Annotated in this window: 9 protein-coding genes; 2 read left to right on the top strand and 7 right to left on the bottom strand. The window is 59.9% G+C overall.

Going from position 1 to position 12,011, the window contains the following annotated elements:
- Positions 1–29 precede the first annotated feature (29 nt).
- A complete protein-coding gene (locus VRS74_RS00045; protein WP_354143190.1) occupies positions 30–302 on the top strand; it encodes a metal-sensitive transcriptional regulator in 273 nt (90 codons plus the stop codon).
- 194 nt (positions 303–496) lie between these two features.
- On the top strand, positions 497–1,447 hold the full coding sequence (locus VRS74_RS00040; RefSeq protein ID WP_354143189.1) for a transglutaminase-like cysteine peptidase: 951 nt from the start codon (positions 497–499) through the stop codon (positions 1,445–1,447).
- Between the two features lie 117 nt (positions 1,448–1,564).
- Here VRS74_RS00040 and VRS74_RS00035 read toward each other — a convergent pair whose 3' ends face one another.
- The 7 genes from VRS74_RS00035 to VRS74_RS00005 all read right to left on the bottom strand — a co-directional run bounded on the left by VRS74_RS00035 (position 1,565) and on the right by VRS74_RS00005 (position 11,869).
- The gene (locus VRS74_RS00035; protein ID WP_354143188.1) at positions 1,565–1,774 is read right to left on the bottom strand and encodes a hypothetical protein; all 210 of its coding nucleotides are present in this window, start codon (positions 1,772–1,774) and stop codon (positions 1,565–1,567) included.
- Positions 1,775–1,923: 149 nt separating this feature from the next.
- Positions 1,924–3,192 (bottom strand): HlyD family type I secretion periplasmic adaptor subunit, encoded by a 1,269-nt coding sequence (locus tag VRS74_RS00030; protein ID WP_354143187.1) that lies wholly within the window; start codon positions 3,190–3,192, stop codon positions 1,924–1,926.
- Between the two features lie 14 nt (positions 3,193–3,206).
- Entirely contained in the window at positions 3,207–4,253 is a 1,047-nt protein-coding gene (locus tag VRS74_RS00025) for a cell wall hydrolase (protein ID WP_354143186.1), read from the bottom strand.
- Complete coding sequence (locus VRS74_RS00020; RefSeq protein ID WP_354143185.1) at positions 4,250–6,406, bottom strand: type I secretion system permease/ATPase; 2,157 nt, start codon at positions 6,404–6,406, stop codon at positions 4,250–4,252. The genes VRS74_RS00025 and VRS74_RS00020 overlap by 4 nt, the downstream gene beginning before the upstream one ends.
- Before the next feature lie 28 nt (positions 6,407–6,434).
- Entirely contained in the window at positions 6,435–7,838 is a 1,404-nt protein-coding gene (locus VRS74_RS00015) for a TolC family protein (protein WP_354143184.1), read from the bottom strand.
- 12 nt (positions 7,839–7,850) lie between these two features.
- Positions 7,851–8,576, bottom strand: a complete 726-nt coding sequence (locus VRS74_RS00010; RefSeq protein WP_354143183.1) for an OmpA family protein — start codon at positions 8,574–8,576, stop codon at positions 7,851–7,853.
- 29 nt (positions 8,577–8,605) lie between these two features.
- Entirely contained in the window at positions 8,606–11,869 is a 3,264-nt protein-coding gene (locus tag VRS74_RS00005; RefSeq protein WP_354143182.1) for a beta strand repeat-containing protein, read from the bottom strand.
- Positions 11,870–12,011 lie beyond the last annotated feature (142 nt).

Here is a 12,011-nt window from a genome sequence, read left to right as displayed (position 1 = left end):
CGTAGGGTATATGGAAAGAGGCTATTTCGATGTCCACACAAGCCAGCGCGAAGATCAACCGGCTCAACCGCATCGCCGGCCAGGTACGCGGCGTGGCGAAGATGGTCGAGGAAGACCGCTATTGCATCGATATCCTGCACCAGATCCAGGCAATCAAATCCGCCCTCCTCAAGGTCGAGAGCCAGATCCTGAAGGATCATGCCGCCTGCTGCGTGGCCGAGGCGATCGCTTCGGGCGACGCGAAGGAACAGCGCGCCAAATTCGAAGAGCTGGTCGATTTGATGGAACGCGCGCGGTGCTGATCCTCCACTGGACGGTTCTGGCCGCAAATAGTCACCTTGGTGCGACGGGAGACGGGCCGCCGGATTGACCCTCGCCTGCCGCGCGGCACGCCCTTTCCTGCAGCCCGGCGATAACTTCCCGTCAATCAGCCCTACCGGTTTGGTAACCTTGTCTTCAAACCGCTTGGTCACTCCTGTTGCGGCAAACAGGGACCATGTTCAGGAAGTCCCTCCTTGCTGCAGGTGCCGCAACCGTGCTCGCCGCCGCGCCGCTTTCGGCCGCTGCGCCGCTGTCGGTTACGGTGCCCAGCGCCATGGCGCTGGCAGCAGTCGGGATTTCGGAAGTGGCCTGCCATCTGCAGCCCGCCGCTTTCACCGCGCAGCTCGCAACTCCGCCAATTCCTGCCAGCCACCCGCTCGCCACCCCCGCCGCGGCCCGGATAGCCAACAGCGCGGCGATCCTGGGCGGCCAGATGAGCGCGCTCGAGAAGATGCGGCTCGCGCAGGCAGGCATCGAGATGCCGGCCCCGGCGCCACGGCCACAGGCGCTCACTCTCGCCAACCCCAACGCTTGCGCCGCGATCGGCGCGCGTGTCGCCAGCGCAATCGCTCCTGCCACGACCGGGCGCGTCCTCGGCACCCAGCGCGTGCGCATCGGCCGCACCCCCTTCGACGCTGATTGGAAGCGGGTGTCAAGCAAGGGGCTGTCGCGGCGCGACCTCACCCGCACAGTGGGCGCGGTACCGCAGGACCGCGGGGAATTGCTCGGCACGATTAACAGCTGGGTCAACCGCAATATCCGCTATCGCGACGACCGCCTACTGCACGGCACCGCCGATTACTGGGCCGACGCGCAACATACGCTGCGCAGCGGAACCGGCGATTGCGAGGATTACGCGATCCTCAAGATGCAGATGCTCGCCGCCGCTGGCGTGTCGCGGGGCGACCTGATGCTGACGCTTGCCCGCGATACCGCTCAGCGATCTGATCATGCCGTGCTGCTGGTGCGCCAGGGCGACGATTGGGTAATGCTCGACATGGCGAGCGACCGGATCGCGCCTGCCGCCGCAGATTACGGCTATCGCCCGGTGATGAGCTTTGCCGGCAAAGATCGTTTCATCCACGGCACTGCCGTGGGCGAAGCCCAGATGCAGCGCCCGGTGTAGATCGCGCTGAACCGCTGACGCTCCGCCCTGGCTCGCAAGAAGCCGGACCCGCTACTTAGCACTGACGCTTTCCTTGCCGCTGAGCAGCGCGTTCTGTTCGCGCAGCAGGTACAGGATTTACTCGTTCTGCGACTCGATCTTGGGAAGGACAGCCCTGACCAGCGATGGCGGGGAACCTTGAGGCATGCTGTCGAACACGTCTTCCATCCGCTCCGACAACTGGCGTCGAATGGCCGAGGAAATCCGTTCCCGCTGCTTTTCCGGAAGGAATTGATATGCAATCGTCCCTCCTAGCGCGGCGATGCCGATTGCTGCGGACGTTCTCATGATAATCTCCTGGCCTATGCCGGGCCTTGCTGACGACGCGCGGGATTGCGCGCGTGAGGCAAGCATGCGCCCGACCCGGACAGTGGATCGATAGGGTAACCTACCTAGAGCAGGCGATGCGCAGGCCCGCTTCGCGGGGCGCGAAGGGCTCAGCGCTCGGTCATCGCCTCGTTGAGGCCGCGCGTGATCGGCTTCATCAAATAGCTCAGCACGCTTTTCTTGCCGGTAATGATCTCCACGTCGCAGATCATGCCGGGCACGATCGGCAGGCGCTGCCCGCCACGGGTGAGATAGGAACGGTCGGTCTCGACCAAAACGGTGTAATAGGTCTCGCGCTCGACTTCGTCATAGACGCTGTCGGCGCTCACCTGCAGCACATGGCCGCTCAGCCCGCCATAGGTCGAAAAATCGTAAGCGGTGACCTTCACATTGGCCGGATCGCCCACTTTGATGAAGGCGATATCCTTAGGTGCAACGCGCGCTTCGACCAGAAGCTTGTCGCCCACCGGCACGATCTGCATGATCTTCTCGCCCGCGCCCACGAAGCCGCCCACGGTGGTGACCTGCACATCGTTGACGATGCCGTCTGCGGGCGAACGCAATTCGTTGCGATCGCGCCGCGCAGCAGCGCCGCGAATGGTCTGCTCGTTCACCGCGATGCGGGTGGCAAGTTCGGACCGCTCGTTGAGCGCCTGCTGCTGGAATTCGCTGCGCGCCGCCGCAAGGTCGGCCTGCGCCTGGTTGATCGCCGCCTGCGCGCGGGCCACGCCCTGCCGCGCCGCAGTGAGCCGCCCGCGCGTGTCGACAAGGTCGCGCTGCGCAGTGATCAGCTCGGTGCGTGGGACGATGCCCTTGGCCGCGAGCGGTTCGAGCATATTGACCTGATCCTGCGCCAGCCTTGTGCTGTTTTCCAGCGCCGCCACGGTCGCCTGCGCTTCACCAAGGTCACGGCGGCGCTGCTCGACCGCAGCGGCAAGCCCTCGCTCGCGGCTGCGCGCAGTCGCCAGGCGCACTTCCTGCAGGCGCCGTTCGTCGGCGCATTCCTCGCCTTCTCCGCAGCCCAGCGCAGTGCCGGTCGCTTCGCCTTCGAGCCGTGCGGCGCGCGCGCTCAGCCGATCGTTCTCGGTTTCGAGGCGGCTCAGTTCGGAATCGGCGATGTCGTCATCGAGCCTGACCAGCAACTGGCCTTTCTTGACGCTCTGGCCTGAACGCACGAGGATTTCCTCGATCACCGATGGCTCCGCCGGCTGCACCAGCTGCGCCTTGGACGAAGGGATCACCTTGCCCATGCCGCGCGTCACCTCTTCGGTCTGCGCAAGGCTGGCCCAAAGCAACAGGGTAAAGAAGGTCACTGCGCAAGCCGCGATGAGCTTCCGATTGGGATCCCAGTCGGAAACGATTTCGAACCACTTTTTCACTGTATCCGCTGTACTCACTGTGCGGCCTCGCCTGCCTCCGTAAGCGCATTGGCCGGGGCGCTTTCACCCTGGTTCGCCCGCGCCGCCGAATAGGCGCCCGAAGCGGCGACCGGATCTGGGATCGACAGGCGCCAGCTCTTGGTGGTGTCGATCCGCCCACCCACGTCGCTCGGCGCGTGGCGGTCGGTCACAAGAGGGGTCACGGTGAGACCCGGCGTCAATTCGGGTTCGACCGGAACGAGATCGGCTTCAAGCATTCCGCGCAGCCGGTCGAAATCGATCGACGGCACGGCTTCGTAACCATTCCAGCGGCCGGTAAACGAGCCCGCTCCGCCGGGGCGACCGGGGAAGCGGTAGAAGATATGCGTGCCGATCTGCTCGATCTTAGCGAGCGTAAAGGCCCAGCGCGGCACGACGTAATCGGCGTGGTAATGCGTGGCGGTGCCGACCGAAGGCTCGACCCCGCCCGCCAGCATGGCTTCCGCCACCGCTTTCGATTCGCCCCACTGCCGCGCCATCGGCTTGCGCAGCAGCGCGCCGTCGCAGGTGAAGCTGAATTGGCAAACGGGCTGGTAAACACCTTCGTATACCACGCCGCACACCGACTTTGGATAAGCCGGGTGCCGCATCCGGTTGAGCACCACTTGCGCCACGGCGCGCTTGCCCTGCAGCGGTTCGTTCGCCGCTTCGTAATAGATCGCCTGCGTCAGGCAGGTGAACGCGCTGCGATATTGCTGGCTGCTCTTGGGGATGGCGCTGAAGCCCGAAACCCGGCCCAGCGGCAAAACGGCCGTGGGGATCAGCGCGTTGCGTTCCTGCGCGCTCACGCCTTCGATCAGAAGTTCGGCCTGCGCACCCTGGTCGAGGTTCTTGAGCCGCGCCACTTCGCTCGAGCGCATCGAAATGCCGCTTTCAGCGCGAGACGGATCGGGGCTGCCGATCACAAAAGCCAGCGCCACGATGAACACCGTCAACAAGCCGCCACCCAGCGCCAGACGGCCCGGCGTCGCACCGCTGCTGTCGCGCCAGGCCTTCGCCCTCGAGGCGACTTGCCCGGTCACTTGGAGGTTTCCCCCTGCGCCATATCGCCCTGCGCACTGGCGCGGGCGAGAATCTCTTCCTTACTACCGTCAGCCACGACGCGGCCCTTGTCGAGCACGATGATGCGGTCGCACAGCTCGAACAGCGCCGGGCGGTGCGTCGAAATCAGCAAGGTCTGCTCGGGCGAAAGCGACTGCTTGACCCGTTCGACGAACTGCCGCTCGGTCTGCGAGTCCATCGCGCCGGTCGGTTCGTCGAGGAACAGCAACTCGCACGGTGTCACAAATGCACGCGCCAGCGCCAGGAAGCTGCGTTGTCCGCCCGAAAGGCGGCGGCCCTGCTCGCCCACGGCGCGGTCATAACCGGTGTCATCGCGCGCCAAGAAATCGTCCGCGCCGCTCATGCGCATCGCTTCAAACAGTCGCTCATCGTCGACCTCGGGGGCTCCGAGCATAAGATTTTCTTTGATGGAACCGGTAAACAAGGTGGCATCCTGACCCACAAAGCGGAAGGCATTGCGAAGGTCCTGCGGCCGAAACTGCCGCGAGTCGATGTTATTTACCAAGAAAGCGCCTTCATTCGGCTGATATAGGCCGCAAATTAACCTACCCAGAGTAGACTTTCCCGAAGCGACACGCCCAATCAGGCAAATCCTTTCGCCCGGCTTGATGGTGAGGTTGATCCGGTCGAGCGCAGCCACTGGCGCATCGGGATAGGAGAAAGTCACGTCTTCCAGCTTGAGTTTGGCCTTTCTCACCGTTGCTGGCAGCATGGATGAGCCCTGCTTGCGCTCATCAGGCACTTCGAACAGCCGTTCGATCGATTCAAGCGTCTCACGCGCCTGGCGCCCCCGGGTTAGCAGGAAGGCAATCTGGCCGACCGGCGCAAGCGAGCGGGATGACAGCATCACCACCGCGATAATCGTACCCATGGTGATCACACCGGCGTCGAACAGATAATAACCGCCGACCACTAAAGAAATCGACGATACCTGCTGGCAAGTTTGTGCCAGCCCGACGGCTATCGACTGGATCTTCTTCAAGCGCTGCTGCGAGACGCTGCCGATATCCGCGAGGTTGTACCAGCGGCCCATCATGGCGCGTTCGCCATTCATCGACTTGAGCGTTTCCATGCCAGCCACAGATTCGACCAGCAGCGTCTGCTGCAAGCCATGATCCGCCTGGGCATCGCGCGCCGCATCGGTAACCTTGCGCTGCAGAAAGAAGCCGGCAGACGCCATCAGAACCATTGCCACTATCGGGACCAGCGCTAGGTAGCCGGCGATATAAGCGATCACAGCCACGAACAGCAAAAGGAAGGTAATGTCGACGATCAACACGATCGTCGTCGAGGCGAAGAAATCGCGCACTACGGCATATTCACTGACCCGCGCGGCGAGCGCGCCGGTATTGCCCTGCCGCGAGGCTAGCGGGAGACCCATGACCCTCCCAAAAATTTTTTGCGACAGTTTGATATCGAGCCGACGACCTATCTCGTCGATCACATTGGTCCGCGCTGATCGCAGCGCAAACTCCATCGCGAAAGCTAGCAGCACGCCGACACCGAGGACCCAAAGGGTGGACACTGCGCGGTTCGGTATCACCCGGTCATAGACGTTCATGGTGAAAAGTGGCAGCGCTAACGCCAGTATGTTGATGATCAGCGAAGCGACCAGCACCGCCCGGAAGGCCTTGCGTTCCTTTCGTAGCTCGCCCCAGAACCAGTGATGGCGCGCTTTCTGATGCCACGGCGCCTCTTGCTCGCGCAGCGCATCCGGATCACCGAATATGCTTAGGAACTGACCGGCGTACTCCGATGCAACTTCGTCCCGGCTCATCCAGCGTGCTTCGCCGCTGTCGGGCGTCCAAAGCAAAAGCTCGCCTTCGCGCGCCTCCTGGATCACGGCGCCCTTGCCGTCTGAGGTTGAAATCAAAGCCGGATAAGCGGCATCGCGCGTCGGAAGCCTCTTGAAATCATGACGTTCGAAATCAAGCCCGGTGAGCTCAATTGCAGCCTCGGCCTGATGGAACGGCAAGCGCCCGGTTGCATCACGTGCGAGGGCGTCAAATTGCGATGGGGAGAAGGCGACACGATAGCGACGCGCCAACTCGCCGATACACTTGATCAGCGGATCATTCGCCTGCAGCGCGTCCATGTTCATGTTCTGCAGCACGAAAACCTCGCATTTGTCTCAACTAGGCTTAGTTGGCGTAACGTCGATAATCGTTTTCCGCGTCTTTCGAAGGACCGTAATCGAACCGCTCACGCTCGTTCTTGCCCGCACCCGCGCCTGGCGCGATGTTGATCGCGGTCAGGAAACGGTTGGTGGACGCCAAAACCTGATACTGCGCAAAGATCTCAGAAAAGCGCGAAGTTTCAAACCGAACCTGAGTATTGTAGCGCGTATTCTGCGCATCAAGCACGTCGAGCAGCGAACGTCGTCCGACGTCGAACTGGCTGCGATAGCTCAAGAGCAGATCGTCGGCCACCTCGGACTGCCGGGCCAGTGCTTTGCCAATGTTCTGCTCCGCCTCAAGCGTGGTCCAGGCATTGGCCGCGTCTTCCTCGGCACGGCGGGTCATTTCGTGCAGGCGATAGCGCGCCTGAGAGGCACGATGCACCATTTCTTGGTAGTTGCCGCGCTTGCGCCCACCGTCGAAGATGTTCCAGCGGAGGTAAACACGCGCCTGTACATCGTTCGTTTCGCCGGCAAAGCCGTCGATATCCTCACCAATGCGGCCCCGCACGTCGACGCCTACAGTGGGGAAGAATTCGCCCTTGGCAGCCATCACTAAACCGTGTGCCGCATCGACGTCAGCCTGCGCTTCACGCACCAGAGGGTTATCGGTTCGGGCCATGCCAATGGCCATATCGCGCGACGTGGGCATCGATGACAGGAGGTCGGGTGGCAGGGCTGGCTGGTCGATCGATATGCCTGCAAGGCGGCGAAGCGAGTTCTGCGCCACTTCGAGAGCCTGCTTGGCTTCTTCCTCGCGCACAATCGACGACTGCAGCCGCTCTTGAGCCTGCTGCAGGTCGGCGATTGATATTGATTCCTGAGCAACGCCCTGCTCGAGGTCGCTCACCAGCGCCTCATGGAAGGCCCGGTTATCTTCGCTGGCGGCGGCAATGCGCTGTTGCAGCATCACATCAAGATACTGGCGAGCCACCTGCAGCGCGATGAACTCTGAACGCTCAACCACGCGCAGCGATGCGCCGTCGACGCGTGCCGCCTGGCGCAGCAATTCGCCACGGCGACGGCCGAAGTCGAACATAGTCCAGTCGATCGTGCCTTGTGCCTCGAGCGGATAAAGCTCGTTATTGGCGATACCCAGATTACGACGGGTGTTGTTTTCCAGCCGTCGGATACCAGCCGAAGTTTCCACGTCGATGCGCGGGTAGTACAGCGATTGCGCCTGCTCGCGTTCGAACTGGATCGCTTCCGTGTTGTACTGCGCCTGCATGATTTCCGGGTTGGACATGATGGCGGTTTCGATCGCATCCTGCATTGAAACCGTGCTGTCTCCAGACTGCGCGATGGCGCCCGAAGAAGCGGCGGCCAAGAGTGCGGCGGCGGCGAAGCTTGTGAGTGTTGCTTTTTTCATCTCGCCCTCCTCTTAGCGGACCTGGATTTCGACGCGGCGGTTCTGCAGCTCGCGAACGCCGTCCTCGGTCGGCACGCGCGGCTCTTCCTCGCCCTTGAACTCGACGGTCACGGTCGCATTCGGCACAGCCGGGCGCAGCATGTCAGCCACGTTGTTGGCGCGCGCTTCGGACAGGCGCATGTTGTAGGCGTTCGAGCCCGACTTGTCAGCGTGGCCGATCAAATTGTAACTGCTCCAGTTGCAGGCCCCGGCATTGGCGGCAATGAAATCTATCACCTGCTGAGCTTCGGTTGCCGGAGGAACTGCGTCGTCCCATCCAAAGAAGATCAGCGCCGGATTGTCGCATACGGCCGGAGGCGGCGGAGGTGGCGGCGGAGGTGGCGGCGGAGGTGGCGGAGGCGGCGGCGCAGGCACAAAGCTCATCATCTCGTAAGCTCGCACGCACTTGCCAATCGAAACGGGATCCTTTGTGCCCGACTTGAGATATCCCATCGCGATACCGCACTGCGCCTTGGCTTCATTAGCCCAAACATGACGCGCATCGTCGGCGTTGATTATAGACGGGTTCTTCGAGGCGGAGAGCGCTCCCTCGAACCGCATCTGGATCTCACCGCGCAGGGTATCCCTGCCCATCGCCATCAGCACTTCGGCATCGCTGCCTTGCGCCAGCGCAGCCTGGTTAGCCACCATACCGATTGCCAGCGAAGTCGCTGCCGCCAACGCCTTAGTCAAACGCATTTCATTCCTCCTCGTTAAAGGATCTTATTTCAAGCGTGCATCGCTGCAAGTGCTGCTGCCTCTTCGGTCATGTCATCTGCGATGCCGTTTTTGAAAGCGAATGCGCCCGTCTCGATCATTGCCGCCAAAGTGTCATTACCGAGGTAACCATTTTCATTTGCCAAAACAACGAATTCGTTTGTCGAGCTGGCAAAGTGCTCGATCACGCCGTCTACGGTATGGCCGGCCATAACGTCGTCCATTATGTCGACCACCTTCACAGTCACGCCACTTTCGCCAAGGCCAGCAGCCTGCGCGAGGCTTTCGTCGCTGGTTTCCGGGGCCAGCGAAAGCAGAGCATCCATCAACGAGCCACTCGCATCAAGGGCCCCCATCATCGGGGCTGCAGCGGCAAATGCCGCGCCTTCGGCTAGGAATTCGACCATCCCTGTGGCTCCGATGCCATTTGCGCCGAAGTCCGCAAGGTCAGCCATGCCATCAAAGGTAAAGGCATCATCGTTTCCAAACTTACCATCAACGCTAACCAAAAGCGGCGTTTCTGCTGATGACGTCCAGTCAACCAAAACAGCGCCTTCGAAGTTACCGAGGCTGTTCATGGCAACCATTTCGAAGGTCGAACCACCAGCAAAGCTGCGGAACTCAGAGGAAATTGCCGAAGCATTACCATCAAAAGCGCCCGCTTCACCGGAATTGACCATCAAGGCGCCGAGACCCGCAGTAGCTATCATCGAAGCAGCGAAGCTGCGCGAGTTGAGCAGTTCAGCAAAGAGATCGTTGGCTGGCTTTGTTTCGGTATTTGGCTGTTCTGCAATTACTGGATCCAACTCCGCATTCGCCGCAACGTATTCCACCCCATTCCTTACGAATGAAGCAGTTTGCGTGACAACAACCTCGCCATCGGCTTGAGATGTCTCAAGATCAAAAAGGAGGGGGTTGGTCACACCATCACGATATCCTAGCGCGATTGCAGTGATTCCAAGGTCTGTGAGACTAGTAAACTCGTTTGCCTGGTAGACGCCGTCGCCGTCGTCCTGCCAAACTCCAAATTTTGCCCAAATGACTTGACCAACATCGGACTCTTCCAAGAGACCGTCATTGTCGGCTCCCTGGATTTTATCGAAGGCCGCCAAGGCAGCTAAAGCTCCCCCAGTCGAAGCATCCCCGAAACTGAACTGGAGAGCGCCCCCTTCAAGAATTGCGAAGAAACCGTCGTTAGGGCCTACCCATGCAGATGAAGCCTTCTCACCAGATCCGGTATAATCGATCAGCGGCCCTTGATCAGTTCCGAGGAAACTAATCGCGTCGTCCCCATCTATATCCATAGCGAGCGTGGAGAAGGTAGGGTTGACTGTTATGTCGAGGTTGCCGGAATCCACCTCGTCTCCATCTCCATCAATGACTGAGATGGGTACGGTGAAGTTTACCGGGTTGTCCGATATAACGGAGGCGCCAAAATCACCAATTTTGAACGGCTGACCACCAGAATTTAGGAATTCGAGGCTATTGTAGCCATCCTCTGTGAAGGCTGCAATCCGAGTGTTACTCACCACTCCTGCTACAGTTACTGTGTCCGTACCCCAAGTGACAGTGAAGGAGTGACCTCCGATATCGTAGCTGTCATTTCCATCCGCCCTGAAAATTTCAAGCGCATCGTTGTTATATAGGATGGTGATCTCAACGATCTTGTCCAGCTGACCATCGCCAACGACGTCGTTGTTATCTGTTCCAGTGACAGTGTTATCGTCGCTGGCAGCGATTGTAATTGTGCTTTCAGCCGCTCCACCTGTAATTTGCGTGAACAGGGCTGAAGCACCATTCGCAGTGTAATGACCACTAAATGTGTGGTTGTCCCCACCAAGGTCTTCGTAGTCTAATTTGCTCGGAGGATTGCCAACCAGATCGATCACAAAATCGACAAGCATAGCTTCGCCTGTTTTCACTGAGTTACCGTCGCTAATGCCGCCTTCATTGGCATTTGTATTTACTGAGCCGGCTTGGTCGGGGCCTTCGATTGGCGTCAATAGCAGGTCCTGGCTTCCAATTGTTCCAGGATTGTTAAAGCCAGCCCAGGATCCATTGCCGCCAACAAAGTCGTAGCCACCGTCGTTGAAATCGACGTCAGTTACCGAGTCTATCGGTTGAAAAATTTCAACTGAATACTGGTCGTCAATGGTAGCAGGGTCGTCCAAGGCTAGTTTGAAAACTAGTTCCGAAAAATACGGACCTTGCAGATCAGTAAAGTCGGTAAGTGTGGTACTTCCTGGGACTTCTGGACCCGTGTAAGCATACAATATTGGGCCAGTGGTCGATGAATTACCGTCTGCATCAAAGATGATGTAGTTAAGCGGCGACAAGCCCGAAGTCAGGTTTTGAGCTTCGAGAGTACCATCGGCGAAGTCACCATTGATGTCAGGAAGGCCAATGGTATTTGCAGTCGTAAAGACTACTTGCCCACCGTCAGCACCATAATTGTCATCGACATCGGGAGTGGTGCCGATGAGCGCTCCATCGAGGTTGAATTCGCCGGCTGCACCGGCAAAATTGGCTAGAGAAGCAGTCGCTGGGGCGACCGCGCTCGGAACATCGTCCGAGACCGCAACGCTGACTGTCGCCGACGCCGTGTCGCCATCAAGGTCGGTCGCCACAACATTCACATCGCCCAGGTCGTACGTGTCGTCCTGCGTAAACAGCGGGTGGCTGTCGTAATTGTTCGACAAGGTCGCCGTCACCGTCGCCGTGTTGTCAACCACACCCAGCGTCAGCGTCACGACCAGCGTGCCGCCATCCGATCCGGTGATCGTGTTATCGTCAACACGTAACCAAGTTAGGCTGGAGTCCAGATTGTCCAGCGCATTGGGACCATCGGCAAACGCGATCGACACAATGTCGTCCGAGCCTTCTGTAAAGGTCGTCGAGCCGCTGTTCGTCACCGGCACCGCAGGATCGCTGCCGTCGCTCAGGTTCTCATCATCAACCAACAGGCTGATCGGCAACCCTGCCATCGGATCCGCACCATCGGTAATGCTGATCGGCTGCGTCGCCGTATCAATATCAAGATCACCATCGGTCAGCGTGTAGGTGAACGAGGCGTCAATATCGCCCGACGTCTGGTCAAGGTTCAGGTTCGGATCAAACGTCCAGTTCCCGAACATGTCCATCGTATAGCTGCCATTGGCATTGCTGTACGTTCCATCCGTCCCATCCTGCGGTACAGCCGTCACCACACCACCAACGTTGAACGATGTCACCGTCGCACCATCAGCGCCCTCGGTGTCAGGCGTACCATCGGTCATGACGTTGCCACTGATCGGCGCAACCGCATCCTCAGCTACATCAATGTTCGACTGATCAGTCGCCGTCGGAACATCGTCCGAGACCGCAACGCTGACTGTCGCCGACGCCGTGTCGCCATCAAGGTCGGTCGCCACAACATTC

The organism is Altererythrobacter litoralis, from assembly GCF_036324225.1.
In the GTDB taxonomy this organism is placed as follows: Bacteria; Pseudomonadota; Alphaproteobacteria; order Sphingomonadales; family Sphingomonadaceae; genus Erythrobacter; species Erythrobacter litoralis_A.
The sequence above is the reverse complement of the archived record's forward strand: the minus strand, read 5'-3'. Positions and strand labels throughout refer to the sequence as shown.

Bases quoted from the DNA above. Each gene is read 5' to 3' on its own strand.
- VRS74_RS00045 (WP_354143190.1), top strand. From the start codon at position 30: ATGTCCACACAAGCCAGCGCGAAGATCAACCGGCTCAACCGCATCGCC.
- VRS74_RS00040 (WP_354143189.1), top strand. From the start codon at position 497: ATGTTCAGGAAGTCCCTCCTTGCTGCAGGTGCCGCAACCGTGCTCGCC.
- VRS74_RS00035 (WP_354143188.1), bottom strand. From the start codon at position 1,774: ATGAGAACGTCCGCAGCAATCGGCATCGCCGCGCTAGGAGGGACGATT.
- VRS74_RS00015 (WP_354143184.1), bottom strand. From the start codon at position 7,838: ATGAAAAAAGCAACACTCACAAGCTTCGCCGCCGCCGCACTCTTGGCC.
- VRS74_RS00010 (WP_354143183.1), bottom strand. From the start codon at position 8,576: ATGCGTTTGACTAAGGCGTTGGCGGCAGCGACTTCGCTGGCAATCGGT.
- VRS74_RS00005 (WP_354143182.1), bottom strand. From the start codon at position 11,869: ATGACCGATGGTACGCCTGACACCGAGGGCGCTGATGGTGCGACGGTG.